The 18,598-nt window shown below is 72.3% G+C and carries 16 protein-coding genes; 9 read left to right on the top strand and 7 right to left on the bottom strand.

What is annotated here, in order from left to right; all coding sequences use genetic code 11:
• Positions 1 to 3 precede the first annotated feature (3 nt).
• On the top strand, positions 4 to 1,422 hold the full coding sequence (locus BLR02_RS05485; protein ID WP_090661185.1) for a homospermidine synthase: 1,419 nt from the start codon (positions 4 to 6) through the stop codon (positions 1,420 to 1,422).
• Positions 1,423 to 1,558: 136 nt separating this feature from the next.
• Here the strand turns inward: BLR02_RS05485 and BLR02_RS05490 are convergent, their stop codons facing one another.
• The 4 genes from BLR02_RS05490 to BLR02_RS05505 are packed head-to-tail and all read right to left on the bottom strand — an operon-like array spanning position 1,559 to position 5,829.
• Positions 1,559 to 2,686, bottom strand: a complete 1,128-nt coding sequence (locus tag BLR02_RS05490) for a glycosyltransferase family protein (protein ID WP_090661188.1) — start codon at positions 2,684 to 2,686, stop codon at positions 1,559 to 1,561.
• A complete protein-coding gene (locus BLR02_RS05495; RefSeq protein ID WP_090661191.1) occupies positions 2,683 to 3,570 on the bottom strand; it encodes a hypothetical protein in 888 nt (295 codons plus the stop codon). Before BLR02_RS05495 ends, BLR02_RS05490 begins: the two co-directional genes overlap by 4 nt.
• Positions 3,567 to 4,958 carry a glycosyltransferase family protein gene (locus BLR02_RS05500; RefSeq protein WP_176849385.1) on the bottom strand — a complete coding sequence of 464 codons (1,392 nt, stop codon included), beginning with the start codon at positions 4,956 to 4,958 and terminating at the stop codon, positions 3,567 to 3,569. Before BLR02_RS05500 ends, BLR02_RS05495 begins: the two co-directional genes overlap by 4 nt.
• Before the next feature lie 28 nt (positions 4,959 to 4,986).
• Complete coding sequence (locus tag BLR02_RS05505) at positions 4,987 to 5,829, bottom strand: LysR family transcriptional regulator (protein ID WP_090562847.1); 843 nt, start codon at positions 5,827 to 5,829, stop codon at positions 4,987 to 4,989.
• A gap of 100 nt (positions 5,830 to 5,929) precedes the next feature.
• Between BLR02_RS05505 and BLR02_RS05510 the strand changes: the two genes are divergently transcribed.
• From BLR02_RS05510 to BLR02_RS05525, 4 genes are read left to right on the top strand one after another with little or no spacing between them, the layout of a single operon-like run.
• Positions 5,930 to 6,334, top strand: coding sequence for a 4-oxalocrotonate tautomerase (locus BLR02_RS05510; protein ID WP_090661197.1), 405 nt, complete (start codon positions 5,930 to 5,932; stop codon positions 6,332 to 6,334).
• 52 nt (positions 6,335 to 6,386) lie between these two features.
• A complete protein-coding gene (locus BLR02_RS05515; RefSeq protein ID WP_090661200.1) occupies positions 6,387 to 7,670 on the top strand; it encodes a hypothetical protein in 1,284 nt (427 codons plus the stop codon).
• Between the two features lie 53 nt (positions 7,671 to 7,723).
• Positions 7,724 to 8,959 carry an alpha-hydroxy acid oxidase gene (locus BLR02_RS05520; RefSeq protein WP_245704620.1) on the top strand — a complete coding sequence of 412 codons (1,236 nt, stop codon included), beginning with the start codon at positions 7,724 to 7,726 and terminating at the stop codon, positions 8,957 to 8,959.
• A 4-nt stretch (positions 8,960 to 8,963) separates the two neighbouring features.
• A complete protein-coding gene (locus BLR02_RS05525; protein ID WP_176849386.1) occupies positions 8,964 to 10,151 on the top strand; it encodes an MFS transporter in 1,188 nt (395 codons plus the stop codon).
• Between the two features lie 78 nt (positions 10,152 to 10,229).
• On the opposite strand, the gene BLR02_RS05530 is transcribed toward BLR02_RS05525, so the two are convergent.
• The 3 genes from BLR02_RS05530 to BLR02_RS05540 form a co-directional block, all read right to left on the bottom strand.
• A complete protein-coding gene (locus BLR02_RS05530) occupies positions 10,230 to 12,401 on the bottom strand; it encodes a carbohydrate-binding domain-containing protein (RefSeq protein ID WP_090661209.1) in 2,172 nt (723 codons plus the stop codon).
• A gap of 427 nt (positions 12,402 to 12,828) precedes the next feature.
• Positions 12,829 to 14,034 carry a CaiB/BaiF CoA transferase family protein gene (locus BLR02_RS05535; protein WP_090661212.1) on the bottom strand — a complete coding sequence of 402 codons (1,206 nt, stop codon included), beginning with the start codon at positions 14,032 to 14,034 and terminating at the stop codon, positions 12,829 to 12,831.
• Positions 14,031 to 14,993 carry a hydroxymethylglutaryl-CoA lyase gene (locus tag BLR02_RS05540; RefSeq protein ID WP_090661215.1) on the bottom strand — a complete coding sequence of 321 codons (963 nt, stop codon included), beginning with the start codon at positions 14,991 to 14,993 and terminating at the stop codon, positions 14,031 to 14,033. Before BLR02_RS05540 ends, BLR02_RS05535 begins: the two co-directional genes overlap by 4 nt.
• 127 nt (positions 14,994 to 15,120) lie before the next feature.
• On the opposite strand from BLR02_RS05540, the gene BLR02_RS05545 reads away from it, so the two are divergent.
• The 4 genes from BLR02_RS05545 (at position 15,121) to BLR02_RS05560 (ending at position 18,567) form a co-directional block, all read left to right on the top strand.
• Entirely contained in the window at positions 15,121 to 15,930 is an 810-nt protein-coding gene (locus tag BLR02_RS05545; protein WP_090661218.1) for an enoyl-CoA hydratase/isomerase family protein, read from the top strand.
• An 81-nt stretch (positions 15,931 to 16,011) separates the two neighbouring features.
• On the top strand, positions 16,012 to 17,118 hold the full coding sequence (locus BLR02_RS05550) for an NAD(P)/FAD-dependent oxidoreductase (protein ID WP_090562051.1): 1,107 nt from the start codon (positions 16,012 to 16,014) through the stop codon (positions 17,116 to 17,118).
• Between the two features lie 128 nt (positions 17,119 to 17,246).
• The gene (locus tag BLR02_RS05555; protein ID WP_090562049.1) at positions 17,247 to 17,570 is read left to right on the top strand and encodes a hypothetical protein; all 324 of its coding nucleotides are present in this window, start codon (positions 17,247 to 17,249) and stop codon (positions 17,568 to 17,570) included.
• Positions 17,571 to 17,853: 283 nt separating this feature from the next.
• Positions 17,854 to 18,567, top strand: coding sequence for a sugar transferase (locus tag BLR02_RS05560; RefSeq protein WP_176849387.1), 714 nt, complete (start codon positions 17,854 to 17,856; stop codon positions 18,565 to 18,567).
• Positions 18,568 to 18,598: the final 31 nt, after the last annotated feature.

The raw sequence follows: 18,598 nt of genomic DNA on the forward strand, positions 1-18,598 counted from the left end.
CCGATGATCCATGCCCGCTTCCCCGGCCGCCTCGTCATGCTTGGCTTCGGCAGCATCGGCCAGGGTGTCCTGCCCCTCATCCTCCGCCATATCGAGATCCCGAAGGAGCGCATCACCATCGTCACCGCCGAGGAGCGGGGGCGCGATGTGGCCGAGGAATACGGCATCCGCTTCGTGGTCGAGGCGGCGACGCGGGAGAATTACCGGGACCTGCTGGCGCCGCTGCTGCGCCGGGGCGACTTCCTGCTGAACCTCTCGGTCGATGTCTCCTCGGTCGCGCTGATGGAGCTCTGCCAGGAGCTCGACGTGCTCTATCTCGACACCGTCGTGGAGCCCTGGACGGGTGGCTATACGGATCCTGCCCTCACCCCCTCGCAGCGCTCCAACTACGCGATGCGGGAGACGGCGATCGCGCTGCGCGAGCGGGCCCGCGGCGGGCCGACCTCGGTGACGGCGCATGGCGCGAATCCCGGCCTCGTCAGCCATTTCGTCAAGCAGGCGCTGCTCGACATCGCCCGCGACACCGGCACGCCCGTCGCCACGCCGCCGCCGGCCGCCGACCGCGCCGCCTGGGCGCGCATCGCCGAAGGGCTCGGGGTGAAGGTGATCCATATCGCCGAGCGCGACACGCAGGTGGCGGACCGGCCCAAGAAGCCGGGCGAATTCGTCAACACCTGGTCGGTCGATGGCTTCGTCGGCGAGGGCTGCCAGCCGGCCGAGCTCGGTTGGGGCTCGCATGAGAAGGCATTGCCGGCCGATGGCCACCGCCATGGCTTCGGCTGCGATGCGGCGATCTACCTGATGCGGCCCGGCGCCTCGACGCGGGTCCGCACCTGGACGCCGCTGGAGGGGCCGTTCCATGGCTTCCTGATCACCCACAACGAGAGCATCTCGCTCGCCGACTACTACACGCTGCGCGACGCCGGGGGGCGCGTGCTGTACCGGCCGACCGCGCATTACGCCTACCACCCCTGCGACGACGCGGTGCTGTCGGTGCATGAGCTGGCGGGCAAGAACTGGGAGATGCAGGCCGAGAAGCGCCTGATGACGGACGAGATCACCGGGGGCATGGACGAGCTCGGCGTGCTCCTGATGGGCCATGCGAAGGGCGCCTACTGGTATGGCTCCCGCCTCACCATCGGCGAGGCGCGCAAGCTGGTGCCGCACAACAACGCCACCTCGCTGCAGGTGACGGTCGCGGTGCTGGCCGGGGTGATCTGGGCGATGGAGAACCCGCGCCGCGGCGTGGTCGAATCGGACGAGATCGATCATGCCCGGGTGCTGGAGATCTGCCGCCCCTATCTGGGCGAGCTGGTCGGCGCCTATTCGGATTGGACGCCGCTGCAGGACCGGGCCCGGCTCTTCCCGGAAGAGCTGGACCGGGATGATCCCTGGCAGTTCGCCAATTTCCGGGTGACCTGACGGCCTTCAGCGCGCCGGCAGGGCAAGGCGGATACGCAGCCCGCCGGCCGCGGCATCCTCGGGCGCGGGGCTGCCGCCACGGAGCTCGTCTCCGCCCGCGGCCTGGCGCCCGTCATCCTGGTGCTGCGCAAGACGCTCATGCCGCCACGGCGCGCAGCCGCGCCGCAAGCCCGTCCTGCGCCGCGCTCACCCCGGCTGCATGGCGCAACGCCATGAGGCGGGAGGCCAGGCGCAGCTCGGCGCGGAAGGCCTCGCTCCGCCGGAACTCCCGCATCAGCATGACCAGCGCCGGCAGGTCGCCGCAGCGATGGCCGGGATGCTCGGCGGGCAGGCCGGCGAAGGCATCCGCCGTGCCGAGGACGGGGTTGCCGAAGGCCAGCGCCTCCACCGTCTTCACCTTGAGGCCGGTGCCGCCGGCCATCGGGTTCAGCACGCAGTCGACCGCGGCATAGAAGCCGGCCACGTCGGCGAGGTTGGGCATCCGCCGCGGCCGCGAGGCGAGGCGGAGATCCGCCCGGCGCAGGATGCGGCCGGCCAGCAGCCAGGGCAGTTCCGCCTCGCCCGCGAGTGCGGCGTCGAGCGCATGCACCGCGGCGAGGTTCCAGGGATTGGCGCTGCCGAGATAGCCGAAGGGCATGACGGGCCGCGCCGGCGCCGCGTCGAGGAATCGGAGCGGCGGCATATGCCCGAGCACCGCGACCTCCCGCCCGGTCCGGCGGCGCAGTTCGGCCGCCTCCTCCGCCTGGATGGCGAGGACGAGGTCGGCACGGGCAAGGCCGCGCGATTCCTCGGCCAGCGTCGTGAAGAACCAGGAGGGGTCGAGGCCCTGTTCCCGCGCAACCGCGTCGCGCCCGCCGAACAGGTCATGCGTGTCGAGGATGCGGAAGGCGTCGCCCGCCCCGTCGAGCGCCGCGGAGAGCCAGACGTAGTTGACCAGCACCGCGTCGTAGCGCCGCGCGCGCTGCAGGGCGGCGAGACGCCCGGCGAGATCGGGCGGGCACCAGTCGTCGATGCCCCAGGTGCCGGGCAGGCCCGGCTCCACGGTCACGGGCGGCGGCAACTCGTGCAGCGCGTGCCAGAAGCCGGCCATCGCCGCCTGCTGGCTCGGCGCGCTGCCTTCGGTCGCCAGGTGCAGGAATTCGCAGCGGATGCCGCGGGCCATCAGCGCCGCGCCGAGCCCCTGGATGCGCGCCGCATTGCCCTGATCGGCCGGATGGGAGGCGATGGGCGACAGGATGAGCAGGCGCGGCGCCCGTCCGGTCATGGCCGCGCCTCCAGCGTGACGAGGCGGAGGCCGGGCGGCGCGCCCTCGCGCCAGGCAAGGCCGAGCACCAGGGCACGGCCGGGCACCGGCTCGATGCTGGCGACGAGGCCGCCGGAGCCAAGGCGAACCGGATGGCGCAGCCCGTCGAGGAACAGCGCCGCCGCCCCCGGCTCCGCGCCGGCGAAGCCGAGGCGCAGCCGCCAGCGCAGGGCGGGCAGCGCGCCGAGCAGCAGGCGCATCTGCCGGACGCCGCCGAGCGGCAGCCCTTCGGCGCCCCCCGGCCCAGGCAGGTCATGCGGCAGGGCGGCGGCGGCGAGCAGCAGGTCCGGCACATGGCCGGGCGGCGGGGCCAGCAGCAGCAGGCTGGCCTGGCGGGGCGACAGCGCACGGCCGCCCTGACGCCAGCCCGGCCCGGCGAGGGCCGCCGCCGCCTGGCACAGCCGCTCGAACAGGGCAGAAAGGCGCGGCTCGGGCACCAGCAGGTCGTGCCGCTCCGGCGCATCCTCCCGCCCGGCAACCAGCAGGATGCGGCCCAACCCCTCGGGCAACGCCGCCTCGCCCATGCCGCCCGCGACGAGGGTGATGGTGGCACCCGGCACCGCGTCCGGCAGCGGGCTCCAGGCAAGGCGCTCCGCGGCACCATCCCAGGCGGGGTCGGCCGCCGCATCCGCTGCCGGGTCGAGGCCGAGCAGGGGCTGGCCGGACTGGCGGAGGCCGGCGAGCAGGGCCCGTTCCTCAGGCGGCAGCGCCTCGGCCTCGGCAAGGCCGGCGCGGCAACCGGGCAGCCAGGGCAGCAGCGCGCCAAGCGGCAGGCCGAGATCCCGCGCCGCGAGGCCCGGCAATGCCCTCCCCAGCAGGGCGGCGAGCAGTGGCGCGGCGCTCATGCGGGCAGGACGAGGTCGAGCAGCAGGTCCGTCCCCTCCAGCCGCGCCGCGCGCAGGGCGGCACCCGGCGGCAGCAAGGCCTCGGCGAGCCCGCCCGGCGCCAGGCTGCACTCGGCGAGCCAGCCAGGGTCGGGCCCGTCGAGGCGGAGGCGGCAGGGGCCGGAGCGGCCGGCCAGAGCGGCGGCGATCAGCGCCCGGTCCGCGGCGACCCGCAGCAGGGGGGGCGGCCGGGGCGCGGGCGGCGGCACCGCCCAGGCCGCCTCGATCACCTCGCGGTAGCGCGCGGCGATGGCGGGCAGCGCCATTTCCGCCTCGGCATGGCGGCGGCCGGCGGCACCGATGGCGGCGGCGCGTTCCGGCGCGGCGGCAAGGCCGGCCAGGGCTTCGGCCAGCGCCCCCGCCCCGCCGGCGAGCGGCAGGTGGATCACTGCCTCGCGCGGCAATTCGGTGAAGGCACCGGTCGCGGAGACAAGGCAGCAGACCCCGGCGCGCAGCCCGCGCGCGACCGAGCCGGAGCTCTCGCCGGCCGAGGGGAAGCGGAGATTCACCAGCGCATCGGCGGCGGCGATATGCGCGTCGAACTCCGCCTCGGCGAGATGGCCGGTGATCGTGGCCCGGGCACCGATCCGCCGGGCAAGCGCGGGCGGCACCCCCCCGGCATGGATCCAGCGCAGCGCCGGCAGCCCCTCCAGCGCCGCCAGCACCCAGTCGAGCCGCTTGGCCTGCGAGGCGAAACCGGCGGTGACGACCAGGAAGGTGCCCGGCGCGATGCCGAGCCGGGCGCGGGCGGCGGCGCGGTCGGGCGGCCTGCCGGGCGGCAGGAGATGGGGGATGACGGCGGCATGGGCGGTCGCCGCCGCCCCATGGGCGAGGCGCAACCGGTTCAGCGCGAAGCGGGAATGCAGGATGACGGCGCGGGAGCGGGCCAGCACCTCGCCCGCCAGGTCGAAGAGCAGGTGGTTGGCGCGGGTGGAGACGCCATCCTCGCGGAGATGCCGCGCATAGGTCGCGGCGAGGCCGGGCACGGCATGCCGCATCCCGGCGAGGATGCTGGCGCGGTCCTCCCCGGTCGATTCGTAGAGATGTAGCAGGCCAGGATCGTGCAGCACCGTCACGCCGGGTCGGTCCCGCAGCGCCCACAGCACGCCGCCATGACCAGGATTGTTGCCGAGCTGGTACAGCAGCCTCCGTCCCTCCCCCGGCAGCCGGTGCGCCAGGGCCGGATCGACGACCGGGATGCCGGGTGGCGCCTCGGCCAGCCAGTCCTCGCAGGCGGCAGCGCAGTCGTAATGGGTGGCGAGGCCGGTCAGCAGCGCGGCCGCATAATCGGCGATGCCGTTCCGCGCCGGCGGCAGGGGGCTGACCATGAGGAGGGGTGGGCGATCCATCGCCGGCATTTGCGCGTGAAGCGCGGGTTTAGCCAAGGCTTGCCCGGATGCCGGCCGCCAGCGCGCGGACCGCCGCCGCCAGGGCAGGCGTGCCGGTGCGGGCGAAAAGCACGATCTCCGAGGCGGGCAGCGGCGGCAGGGCGAGCGCCGGGCCGCGATCCGGCGCGGCGCCGGCAGCGATGCGGCCCATCGGCGCGATGCCGAGCCCGGCCTCGGCCCCCGCCAGCAGCGCCGCGCAACTGCCGCCGATGAAGCTCTCGCGCCATGGCAGGCCGGCGCGGTCAAGGGCGCGGGTGGCGGCGCCGCGCACGCCGCAGGCGGGGCCGAGGGTCGCCAGCGGCACCGGCTCGCCGGGCGCGAGGCCAACCCCCTCCCCACCCCGCCAGCCGAGGGGGTCGTGGCCCAGCACCTCCCCCTCGCTGCCGCCGGCCTCGCGGCGGATCACGGCGGCATCGCACTCGCCAGCCTCGAAGCGGGCCCGCATCTCCTGGGATAGGCCGGTCCGCAGGGTGATGCCGGCACCGGGCGGAAGGGCGGCGCGCAGCCTGCGGAACAGCGGCTCCAGCGCGAGGCCGAGCGCATGGTCGCTTGCCGCGAGGGCGAAGCGCAGCGGCGGCGCATCGCCCAGCCGCAAGGCCGCGTCATGGGCCGCCAGCAGGGCGCGGGCGCGCTCGAGGAAGGCCGAACCTGCGGCGGTGGGGCGGACGAAGCGCGGCGTGCGCTCCAGCAATTTGTGGCCGAGCATGGCCTCCAGCGCCTTCAGCCGCTGGCTGACCACGGGCTGGACGGTGCCCGCCGCCTCGGCGGCCCGGGTGAGGCTGCCGAATTCGGTGGCGAGGACGAAGAGGCGGACCGAGTCGAGGTCGAGCATCATAAGAAAATACTATGGTAAGCAGCGTGACGCATAGCGTTCCACCCGGTCGCCACGGGTAGCAGTCTGGCCTCCACGCTTCGCCATCAAGGAGGCCAGCATGCCCATGATCAGCATCCGCTATGTCACCCCTGCCCCCCGGCCCGGCCTGCAGGCGGAGGTCGCCGCCCTGGCCGCCCGGCTGGCCGCCGAGCATCTCGGCAAGGACCCCGGCGTCACCGCCGTGCTGGCGGAGCCGGCGCGGCCGGAGGATTGGTTCATCGCCGGCACCCGGCCGGCGGAAGCCGGCCTTGCCGCCGTCTGGCTCGACATCAAGGTGACGGCCGGGACCAATACCAAGGCGGAGACGGCCCGCTTCGTCGCCGCCGCCTTCGCCGGCATGGCCTCGCTGCTCGGGCCGCTGCATGAGGAGAGCTATGTGCTCGTCCATGCGGCCGATGGCGATGCCTATGGCTATGGCGGCCGCACCCAGAATGCGCGATGGGCCGAGGCCCATCCCGGCTGACGGGCCGGGCGGCGCTTGCCCGGCCGCTCCGCCGCATGCTAGCGCCGCCGCAATGAGTGACGCGACGCCCCCCCTGCTCGTGGTCGGCGCCGGCCGGGAGGGGCTGCGGCTGCGCGCCCTGCGGCCGGTCGCGCCGGATGGCCCCATCCGCATCTTCTGCCGCGGGATCGAGGTCGGCCGGGCCGTGCCGACGGGGCCGGTCGAGGCGGAGGCGGTGCTCGACATCCCCGTCACCCGCCTGCCCTGCGTGCCGCTGCCCGCGCTGCTGCGCATCGCCGCCGCGCCAGAGGGGCCCGAGCTGGCCGATTCCTGGCCGGTCGCCACCGCCGCCGAGGCGCTGGCGCTGCTCGGCCCGACCCGGCCGCGCATCGAGGACCTGCGGCTGGAGCACGGCATGCTGCGCGGCACCGGGATCGACCGGGTGAACGGGCTGCTGCAACCGGCGCTGCATGCCATCATCAACGGCAGCACGGCCCGGGCGGTTCAGGCGGACCCGCCGGTGCCGCTCGCCGAGGGCGGCTGCGCCTTCCGCTTCGCCCTGGCGCTGGAGGCCGCGGACCTCAACGGCAGTGGCCTGGCCGTCACCCTGCAGGCGATGGGCAGCCGTGCCATCCTCGCCCGCTTCGCCCTCGGGCCGAGCCTGCCCGGCACGGAGCGGCTGGCCGAGCTGGAGGAGCGGCTGCTGCGGCTGGAGCAGGCGGGCGATGCGGCGCGGCTGGCGGGCCAGGCGGTGCTCGACCGCCAGCTCCGCCTGCAGCAGGAGCGGATCGACGCCTTCATCGACGCCGCCGCGACCCTGCTGCTCGACCGGCTGGCCGGGGATGAGGCGCCGGCCACGGCGCTGCGCCGGCTGATCGCGGCGGCATCCCCCGAGACCGAGGAAGTGGCGGAGACGGCGCCGGCCGAGGGGGCGGAGGCGGTGCTGAACCCACGCGACCCTGGCTTCGACCTCGGCTGGCATGGGCCGGAGGAGGATGAGGCGGGCCCCTTCCGCTGGATGACGCTCCAGGGGCTGCTGCGCAACCCGGCGCCGCTTCGCCCGGTCGCCGCTGCGCTGGTGGAGATCGGCCATCTCTATGGCGCGCCGGCGCCAGTGCTGGAGGCAAGCTTCGACGGGGCACCCTGCCTGGTCGAGGTGGAGCGGCGCGGGCCGCATCATTTCTCGCTCCGCATCACCCCACCGGGCGGGCCGATGCCCTGCCGGCTGCTGCGGCTGCACTCGCGGGCCGGCGGCTCGCCGCTCGAGGATGGCGTCAGCGGCGATGAGCGGGTGCTGTCGGTCGCCGTCACCGGTGCCGCCTTCGCCTATGCGGAGGAACCGGCCGCACCGCGTTGACCGGCCGCCACTTTCGCCCGAGGCTGTCGGCCAACAGGGAAGGACGACAGGACATGCCGCCGGAGGGGGAGATGCGGGAGAGTCTGGCCGAGGCGACGCCCACGGTCGCGGCACGGCGGACCGAGCCGAACCTGCCGGCGCATCTGCGGCGCTTCCTCTCGCTCGCGGATTTCGAGGAGGCCGCGCGGCGCCACCTGCCGCGGATGCTCTATGGCTTCGTCTCCGGCGCGGCGGAGACCGATGCCTCGCTGCGCGACAACCGAACCGCCTTCGAGGAGCTGGGCTTCGTCCCCCGCGTGCTGGCCGATGTGACCTCGCGGCAGACCGGCACGACGCTGCTCGGCAAGCGCTACGCGGCGCCCTTCGGGATCGCGCCGATGGGCGCCTCGGCGCTCTCGGCCTATCGCGGCGACATCGTCTTCGCCCGTGCGGCGGCGGCGGCCGGGATCCCGATGATCCTGAGCGCCTCCTCCCTCATCCCGCTCGAGGATGTGCGGGCCGAGGGGCCGACCGCCTGGTACCAGGCCTACCTGCCGGGCGAGCCGGCGCGGATCGAGGCGCTGGTCGACCGGGTGCTGGCGGCGGGCTACGACACCTTCGTCCTCACCGCCGACGTGCCGGTCTCGGCCAATCGCGAGAACAACGTCCGCAACGGCTACAGCCTGCCGCTGCGGCCGAACCTGCGCCTGGCCTGGGAGGGGATCAGCCATCCGCGCTGGCTCCTCGGCACGGCGCTGCCGACGCTGATGCGCCACGGCATGCCGCATTTCGAGAACATGGACGCGACGCGCGGGCCGCCCGTCCTGTCCGCCAACCTGATCCGCGCCATCGGCCGGCGGGACGGGCTGTCCTGGGAACACCTGTCGCTGATCCGGGCGCGCTGGCCCGGCCATCTGCTGGTGAAGGGCATCCTCTCCGCCGAGGATGCGAAGATCGCCCGTGGCTGCGGGGCCGATGGCGTCATCGTCTCCAACCATGGCGGGCGGCAGCTCGACGGCACCATCGCGCCGCTCCGCGTGCTGTCGGAGATCGCGGCCGTCGCCGATGGCATGGCGGTGATCCTCGACAGCGGCATCCGGCGCGGGACGGATGTGTTGAAGGCGCTGGCGCTCGGCGCCGATTTCGTCTTCCTCGGCCGGCCCTTCCTCTATGCGGCGGCGGTGGCCGGCGAGCCCGGGCTGCGGCATGCCATCACCCTGCTCTGGGAGGAAATCCACCGGAACATGGCGATGCTCGGCATCACCGATCTGGACCAGCTCTCGGCGGATTTCCTGCGGCGGGTGCGGTAATCCATTGAGGCGGCTGGCCGGGTTGGGGGCAGCGCTCGCCGCGACGACGGGGGCGCAGTCGCTCGCCACGCTCGCCGTCTTCACCCTGCCGGTGCTGGCGCCGCTGGCGGCGCGGGATATCGGCGCGGAGCCGCACTGGCTCGGCTGGCAGGTGGCCTGCACCTATGCCGCCGCCAGCGCGGCCTCGATGTTCTCGGGCGGGGTGCTGCGGCGGCTCGGGCCGGCGCGCTGCACCCAGATTGCCCTCTCGGCCGGGGCGCTGGCCTGCCTGCTCATCATCCTGGCGGGGCTGGCCGGGGCGGTGCTCGGCTCCTTCCTCATCGGCATGGGCTATGGGCTGACCAACCCCTCCGCTTCCCAGGTCCTGGCGCGGCTGACGCCGGCGGCGCGGCGCAACCGGGTCTTCGCCATCAAGCAGACCGGCGTGCCGATCGGCGGCGCGCTGGCGGGGGCGATCCTGCCGGGGCTGGCGGGCCTCGTCGGCTGGCAGGGCGCGGTGCTGGCGGTCGGGCTGGCGATGGCCGCCGCCGCCTTCGGCTGCGGCGCCTTCTGGCCGCATTGGGATAGCGAGCGGGAGCCGGGCTTCCCGATCGGCGCCGGGGCCGGCGGCGGAATCGTGGCTCTCCGGACGCGGCCGGGGCTGGCGGCGCTGGCAGTGATCTCGGCCTGCTTCTCCGGCTTCCAGCTCGCCCTCGGCTCCTACATCGTCACCATGCTGGTCGAGGAGGGCGGCTGGACGCCGGTCGCCGCCGGCTTCGTCAGCTCGGCAAGCCAGGCGGTCGGCATCGGGGCCCGCATCGCCTGGGGGGTGGTCGCGGATTGGTGGCGCTCGGGGATGAAGACCCTGGCCGCGATCGGGGTCTGCACCTGCCTCGGCGGGGCGCTGCTGCCGGCGGCGCTGGCGGGGCCGGGCACGCCGCTGGTGGCGCTGCTCTGCCTGCTCGGCACCTGCGCCGCGGGCTGGAACGGCCTGCTGCTGGCCGAGGCGGCGCGGATGGCCGCTCCCGGCAAGGCGGGGGATGCGGCGGGCGGCGTGCTGTCGGTCGCCTTCGCGGGCGTGGTCGTCGGGCCCTCGCTCTTCGGCGCGGCGGTGGCGGTAACGCACTCCTATGCGATGGCCTTTGGCATGCTGGCCGTCTTCCCCGGCATTGGCGCGCTGATCGCCTGGCGGAGCGCTCTGAGGTCGCGCTGACCCGGACATGAACAAGGGCGGGGCTGGCAGCCCCGCCCTTCATGACCTTCAGCAGGCCATCGACCGGTACAGGCCGGGTCAGGCGATGCTTTGGTACAGGTCGAGAACCGGCGCCGCCAAGTCACGGCCGATCGTCGCCGCGTCGGCGCTGGTCATGTGGGACCCGTTGGAGCCCGCCTCCGGGCCACCCGCCATGGTGATGTTCGAACCAAAGGCCGCCCAGGACAGCTCCGCATGGAACTGCGGGTCGGAGGACAATTCATCCATGCCCTGGCGAATGGCGGGGAAGCTGCCGCCATAGGGATAGCGGATCGGCACGAACAGATAGGGCGTGCTCGCGGCACCCTGGTCATCGAGGATGTCGCGGATGCCGTTCGCATCCGTCTGCACCTCCTGCTTCCACTGCGCCGTCGTCAGCCCGCTGATCTTCTGGTCGTACTCGTTGTGCATCCAGACGGTGATGGTCTCGTTGTCCTTGATGTCCGCCGGCAGCGCGTTGAGGTAGTCGTGCATCTTCTGCTGCTGGCCGTCGGTGTCCCAGGTGGTGAAGGCGGTGGCGGAGAACTCCGTCTTGTTGTCACCGTCGAGGATGTTGATCCTGACGCCGGGCAGCGCCTTCTGCAGCTCCGCCTTCAGGACGTCGTCGCCGCCATACTGGTCGAGCAGCATGGCGTTGGATTGGCCGCGGATCAGCACGTTCAGATCCGTCAGCCCGTCATGGTTCACCGTGGTGCCGGGCGTCGGCGTCGGTGTGGTCGTGACCGGCGGCGGCGCGGTGGCGGCGGCTTCGGTGAAGGTGAAATTCGCATCGGAGTTCGTCGTGCCGCCGGTGATCGCCTTGGCGACGCCCATGATCTCCGTGCCGTTGTACCTGGCTCCGTCGAGATACAGGTTGCGGTCCGCGCCCGACCAGCCGCCATAGGCATCATTGGTGAAGTGAACATTCACCTGATGCGTCCCCGGCCCCCAGTCGCCGGCGATGTCGAAGGTCTCGCTCGCCTTGTTGGCGTGGTTGGCGGTGGTCGTGTAGGTGCCGCCGATCTGCTTGCCGTCCACCGTGACGGTGAATTGCGCATGGATGTTGTTGTAGGCCTGCTCTGACATGCGCAGCGTCAGGTGGTCCGGAGCCCCGGTTGTCGGCGCCGTGTCGGTGCCGGTGGACGGCGTCGTCGTCGTCGGCGGCGGCGTCTCGGTGCCGGTGGATGGCGTGCTCGTCGTCGGCGGCGGCGTCTCGGTGCCGGTGGACGGCGTCGTCGTCGGCGGCGGCGTCTCGGTGCCGGTGGATGGCGTCGTGGTCGTCGGCGGCGGCGTCTCGGTGCCGGTGGATGGCGTCGTCGTCGTCGGCGGCGGCGTCTCGGTGCCGGTCGACGGCGTCGTTGTTGTCGGCGGCGGCGTCTCGGTGCCGGTCGACGGCGTGCTCGTCGGCGGCGGCGGCGTCGTCGTCAGCGCCGTCGTGTCGACGATCTTGAAGACATGCGGATCATAGGCGGACCACATATCCAGCTTGGCATTGGGAACAGCCACGCCGTTATAGGTCGCGCTGTCCAGGTACAGGTTGCGGTCTCCGCCGGCATCCTTGAAGTCATTGAGGAATTTGATGGAGACCGAATGGTCGCCGCTGTCCCAGTTGCCCTTCAGGGTCACCGTATCGGACTTCCAGCCATGCATGGCCGTCGTCTGATAGGTCCCGCCGACCTGTACGCCGTCCACGGAGACGGTGAACTGCGCCGCCGCCCCATACACGGTCGCGCTGACCTTCAGGACCAGCGTGTCCGTCGTGGCGGTGGGTGCCGTGGTCGAGGGCGGTGGTTCAGTTGTGGAAGGGGGCGGGGTCGTGGTCGTTGGGGGTGGGGTCGTGGTTGTAGGAGGCGGGGTCGTGGTCGTTGGGGGCGGCACCGATGTGGCCGGTGCCAGCGCCGTCGTGTCGGTGACCTTGAATGTGTTCGGGTCATAGGGCGACCACATATTGAGACGGGCGCCCGGGACGGCCACGCCGTCATAGATGGCGCTGTCCAGGAACAAATTTCGGTCGCCGCCGGCATCCCTGAAATCGTTCAAGTATTTGATCTGTACGGTGTGCTCGCCCTTGTCCCAATCGCCTGTCAGGGTAACGGTGTCGGACTTCCAGCCGTGAATGGCAGTGGTCTGGTAGGTTGAACCGACCTGCTTACCATCGACCGAAACTGTGAATTGAGCCGGCGCACCGTAAACCGTTTCGCTGACCTTAAGCAGAAGGGTATCACTTGCCATATTCGTTATTATCCCATTCCTGAGATTGCCGGCGTCAAAACGTTTCTATTTTTATATTATTTGCCTGTTTTGCGTAGTATACGATGTGAGTCAACGCGTTTGTGAGGCCAAGGTCACAATTTCGCTGTTTTGCAATCTCATCAGGAACCAGTTCGCTCGAAGGAAATCGAGCGAGCCGCCAAGAAGGCTGGAAGGACCGGAGTGCAGGCCAATGCGCCTGCAGCGGCCATCGGCCGCCGATGCGTCGAAGGCGCGTAGCGGTTCGCCCTTGGGGCGGCCATTCGGGCTCTGGCCTTCCCCTCCGCGAGCGTCAGATCATCGGCCCGGGGCTTTGTTGGAGCCGGCGATTAACGCCCCGTGTGCCGCCACCCAGGGCGATGGCGGGCCAGACACGGGGCGGCGGCCACGAGCGGCCACCGGAGGCTCGCTACGCCGAGGCTTCCGCCAGGATGCCGGCAGCGGCGAGCGCGGTGATCTCGGCCGCGGCGAAGCCGGCCTCGGCCAGCACCTCGCCATTATGCTCGCCCATGCGCGGCGGCTGGCGGTGCAGGGCGACGCGCTCCCGCGCCTCGCCGAATTCCAGTGGCAGGGCGGGCAGGCCGAACCGGGCGCCGCCGCCGAGGGCGGAGATGGCGGTCTGCAGCAGCCCGCCCCCGGCCAGCAGATGCGGGTCCTCGAACAGGTCGGCCGGCTGGCCGACCGGCGCCCAGGAGATGCCGGCGGCCTCGCAGCGGCGGGCCAGCTCGGCCTGGTCGAAGCGGCGGAACGCCTCCTGCAGGGAGGGGATCAGCCAGCTCCGCTCCTTCGCCCGTTGCGCGTTGGTGGCAAGGCGCGCATCGGCGGCGAGTTCCGCCAGGCCGAAGGCCCCGGTGAAGCGGGCCCATTGCTGGTCGCTGGTGATGCCGATGAAGAGCTGGCCGCCATCCCCCGTCTCGAAGGCATCGTAGATGCCCCAGGCGCCGCGGCGCGCGGGCATGGGCGGCGGCGGCTCGCCGGTGGCGGCGAGGCCGGCCATGTGGCTGCCCATCAGGAAGACGGCGCTCTCGAAGAGCGCGCTGCTGATCCGCTGGCCCTGGCCGGTCGCGTCGCGCTCGCGCAGCGCGGCCAGCGCCGCGGTCACGCCGAAGACGGCGCCGAGGATGTCGATGATGGAGGCGCCGGCCCGCAGCGGCCGCCCCGGCGGGCCGGTCATGTAGGCGAGGCCCGATTGGAACTGCACCACCTCGTCGAGCGCCGGGCGATGCTCGTAGGGGCCGGCGAGGAAGCCCTTCAGCGCCAGATAGACAAGGCGCGGATTGACCGCGCGCAGCTGCTCATAGCCGCAGCCGAGGCGCTCCATCGTGCCCGGCCCGTAATTCTCCAGCACGATATCGGCCCCGGCCACGAGGCGGTGGGCGGCGGCGCGGCCCTCGGGCTGCTTGAGGTCGAGGGCGATGCTGCGCTTGTTGCGGTTGAAGGTGGCGAAGAAGCCGGCGGCGAAGCCGGGCAGGCGCCGCGTATGGTCGCCGGCCGGGGCCGGCTCCACCTTCACCACATCGGCGCCGAGATCGGCCAGGACCAGCCCGGCGCAGGGCCCCATGATGGTGTGGGAGAATTCGAGGACCCGAAGCCCGGCAAGGGGTTTGACGCTCATGCCGCGGCCTTCCGGCGGAAGGCGGCCAGGCTGCCGGCGCGAAGCAGCTCGGAGGGCAGCTGATGGCCGACGATGCGCTCGGCCAGCCGCCCGACCTCGATCAGCGCGTCGAGGTCGATGCCGGTCGCGATGCCCATCTCCTCGCAGAGCAGCGCCAGCTCCTCGGTGCAGATATTGCCCGCCGCGCCCTTCTGCCCGGCGAAGGGACAGCCGCCGAGCCCGCCCACCGTGCTGTCGAATTTGGTCACGCCGAGGCGGAGGCCGGCATGGGCATTGGCCACCGCGAGGCCGCGCGTGTCATGCAGGTGCAGGCCGATGCGGAGGTCGGGCCAGCGCTCCCGCACCGCGGCGACTCCGCGCTCGATGCGGATCGGCGTCGCCCAGCCCATGGTGTCGGCCAGCGAGACATCGGTGATGGCGACGCCCGCCTCGGCGGCGACCGCCAGCCCATCCGCCACGGTCTGCACCACCTGCGCGGGCGTGATGTCGCCTTGGTAGTTGCAGCCGAAGGCGGCCATGACACCGACGCGCGTCACCGGCACCCCGGCCTCGAGATGGGCGGCGGTCTGCTTCCGCATCGCCTCGAGATTCTCGGCATGGCCGCGGTTGAGGTTCTTGCGCGAGAAGGCGTCCGAGGCGGAAAGCGAGATGGAGCCGGTGATGGCGAGCCGGTCACGGAAGGCCAGCGCCCGGCGCATGCCGCTCTCGTTGAACCAGAGGGCGGCGTAGTGGATGCCCGGCCTCGGCCGGAACCCGCCCGCCACCACCTCGGCATCGGCCCAGCCGGGGACGAGGCGCGGGTTCACGAAGGAGCAGATCTGGATGTGGCGGAGGCCGGTCTCGGAGAGCGCCTCGATCAGGGCGATCTTCTCGGCCGAGGGGATCGGGCCGGGCTCGATCTGGAAGCCCTCGCGGGGGCCCTCCTCATGGATGTCCACGGTCTGGGGCAGGTCGGCCATGGTGCTGCGTCCTCGAATTTGCCGCGAGAGTGACTCCGCCGCCGCCGGGGCGCCAGCACCCCCTGCCCCATCGCTCTTGCCGGCACCGCGGGCCACCGGCACAAAGCGGCAGGACCGGAGGAACCGCATGAGCGCAGCCGAGACCCAGGCAGCCCCGACCAGGGATGAGGGAAGCCTGCCGAGCCTCGCCATCGAGGGCAGCCGCGCGACGCTGCGCCTCCATCGGCCAGAGGTGATGAACCGGATCCAGCCCGAGGATATCGCCGAGATCCTGCGCCTGCTCGCCGCGGTCGAGGCCGATCCGGCCGTGCGGGTGCTGGTGATCGCCTCGACCGGCCGCGCCTTCTCGGCCGGCGCCCATCTCGGCGCCATGGCGCAGCAGGCCGCGGGCGGCGCCGCGGAGCCGAGCCACGGCTTCGAGGAGTTCGTCGACCGGGTGGAGATGCTCCGCATCCCGACCATCGCCCGGCTGCATGCCGGGGTCTATGGCGGCAGCACCGACCTGGCGCTGGCCTGCGACTTCCGGGTCGGCACGCCGGCGGTCAGGATGTTCATGCCCGCGGCGCGGATCGGGCTGCATTATTACGAGACCGGGCTGCGGCGCTACGTCTCGCGGCTTGGCTTCAACCATGCCAAGCGGCTCTTCATGCTGGCCGAGGAGCAGGGCGCGGAGGAGCTGCTGCGCATCGGCTACCTGACCGACCTGGTCGAGCCGGAGGCGCTGGATGCGCGGATCGATGCCATCGCGGCCCGCCTTGGGGAGCTGGCGCCGCTTGCGGTGCAGGGGGTGAAGCGCTCGATCAACGAGATCGGCCACCAGGCGCTTGACCTGGCGGCGCTCGGGGCGCGCATGGCCGAGGCGAAGGCCAGCGAGGATCTGCGCGAAGGCCTCAGGGCCTTCAAGGAGAAGCGGAAGCCGGTCTTCCAGGGGCGCTGAGCGCCCCTCCGGCAAAGGCGATTGGCGCCGGGGCGGGACGGGCCGCATCCTGGCGCGGGACTGAATCGGGACAGGGACGGGATGGAAGAGTTCGACTGCGTCGTCGCCGGCGCCGGGGTTGTGGGCCTCGCCGTGGCGCGGGCCCTGGCCCTGGCCGGGCGCGAGGTGCTGGTGCTGGACGCCGCCGAGGGGATCGGGACCGAGACCTCCTCACGCAATTCCGAGGTGATCCACGCCGGGATCTACTACCCCGCCGGCAGCCTGATGGCGCGCTGCTGCGTCGAGGGCAAGCGGATGCTTTATGCCTATTGCGCTGAGCGCGGCATCCCGCATGCCAATTGCGGGAAGCTGATCGTCGCCACCGACGAGGCGGAGGCCGAGAAGCTGGCCTCCATCCAGGCGCGGGCGGCGGCCAATGGCGTCCCCGACCTCCGCCGGCTGGAGCGTGCCGAGGCGCTGGCGCTGGAGCCTGCCCTGCACTGCACGGCGGCCCTGCTCTCGCCCTCGACCGGCATCATCGACAGCCATGCCTTCATGCTGACGCTGCAGGGCGACGCGGAGAATGCCGGGGCGATCTTCGTCTTCCACGCCCCGGTGACCGGCGGACGGCTGACCGAGAGCGGCGTCGAGCTCGAGGTCGGCGGGGCGGAGCCGATGGCGCTGCGCTGCCGCAGCTTCGTCAACGCGGCCGGGCTGCATGCGCCGAAGCTGGCGCGCTCGCTGGCCGGAATGCCGAGCCAGCTCGTCCCCGCCGCCTATTACGCCAAGGGCAATTACTTCACGCTCACTGGCAAGAACCCCTTCTCCCGGCTGATCTATCCGGTGCCGGTGCCGGGCGGGCTGGGCACGCATCTCACCATCGATCTCGGCGGCCAGGCGCGGTTCGGCCCGGATGTCGAATGGGTCGAGGAGATCGACTACGAGGTGGACCCCCGCCGGGGCGAGAGCTTCTACGCCGCCATCCGCCGTTACTGGCCCGACCTCAAGGATGGGGCGCTGGCGCCGGGCTATTCCGGCATCCGGCCGAAGATCGTCCCGCCGGGCGCGCCGGGCCAGGACTTCACCCTCCAAGGGCCGCGGGCGCATGGCGTGCCGGGCCTGCTCAACCTCTTCGGCATCGAGAGCCCGGGGCTGACGGCGTCCCTCGCCCTTGCCCAACTATCGGTAGAGACACTGGCCGCGGAATGACCGCCTTGGTTCACATTCATGTAAGGAAGGGTTTCTAAGACCCCGTTCTCTCTACTGTCATCTCGTTGCGATGGATCGATCGGCATCCTTCCCGCATTGGGCCGCCGCAATGAGGAAGGACTCCCGCCGTGTCACCTGAGTTTGCCGTTTCCGCCGATCCTGAACTGCTTACCTATCTGACGGATGCGGCGGATGTCGCTCCGGGACAGCTTGCCCCCCGCGTGGGGGACCCGATCGAGCTGCGGCCGCGGCGTGGCGGGCGCGATATCGAGGCCTGGTCGGCCGAGGGCATCCGGCTCGGCCGCCTGCCCCCGGCCGAGCGCGCGGCGCTCGATGACCTCATCGCCGCCACCACCCTGCCGTTGCGCGGACGCATCACTGCCCTGGTGCCGCGGCCGCACCAGATCGGCGCCGGGCGAATCCATATCAGGGTGACCACCGCCGAAGGCTGAACGGCCCCTCCTCATCGCGCCGGCCACCGGCCGCCTCGGGCATCGCCCGGGGTGGCCGGTGTCAATTCCACCCCGGGATAGAGAGGCGCCGGGGCCGCTTCGCCGGCCCGGATCACTGCTCCCGTTTTGTTGTGCGATGCCACAATCCGGCCGCAAGCGCGTCGCAATCCCGCACTTCCTTGGTCCCCATAGTCGCAATGCCCGGAACGGTCTGGTTCGCCAACCGCCCGGGTGGACTGACCGGCGCCAACCCCCACACGGCGCCGGGACCGAGGAGAGCCAGATGTCGTCCATGCTTGGCGTTGAGTCCTATCGCGGTCTGACGCATTCGCAATCGAGCCTCGGCCCCCTTGCGGTGCGGCCGATGGAACAGGCTGCCCCTCGCCTGCAGCCCGGGCTGAAGCGTGCCCTCGATATCGCCGGCGCCGGCGCCCTGCTGCTGCTCGGCGCTCCGGTCTTCCTGTTGCTCGCCCTGCTGGTCCGCGCCGATGGCGGCCCGGCCTTCTATGCCCATGAGCGGGTGGGGCGCGGCGGCCGCCGCTTCGGCTGCCTCAAGTTCCGCTCCATGGTGGTGGACAGCGCCACCCGGCTGGAGGCGCTGCTGGCCAGCGACCCGGCGGCGCGCGCCGAGTGGGAGGCCACCCGGAAGCTGCGGCATGACCCCCGCATCACCTGGATCGGCCGCCTCCTCCGCGCCACCAGCCTCGACGAGCTGCCCCAGCTCATCAACGTGCTTCGCGGCGATATGAGCCTGGTCGGCCCCCGCCCGGTGGTCGCCGCCGAGCTTGCCGCGCATTACGGCGCGGCCGCCGAGCACTACCTCGCGGTGCGGCCCGGCATCACCGGCCTCTGGCAGGTGAGCGGCCGGTCGGACACCAGCTATGCCCAGCGCGTGGCGCTCGACGTCCGCTACGCCACCAACCCCTCGCTGCTCGAGGATGTCCGCATCCTGCTGCGCACCCCGGCGGCGGTGCTGCTGCGGCGCGGCGCCTACTGAACCGCCACTTGACCTGACCAGGCCGCGCTGG

Origin of the sequence: Belnapia rosea, from assembly GCF_900101615.1 — a bacterium.
In the GTDB taxonomy this organism is placed as follows: domain Bacteria; phylum Pseudomonadota; class Alphaproteobacteria; order Acetobacterales; family Acetobacteraceae; genus Belnapia; species Belnapia rosea.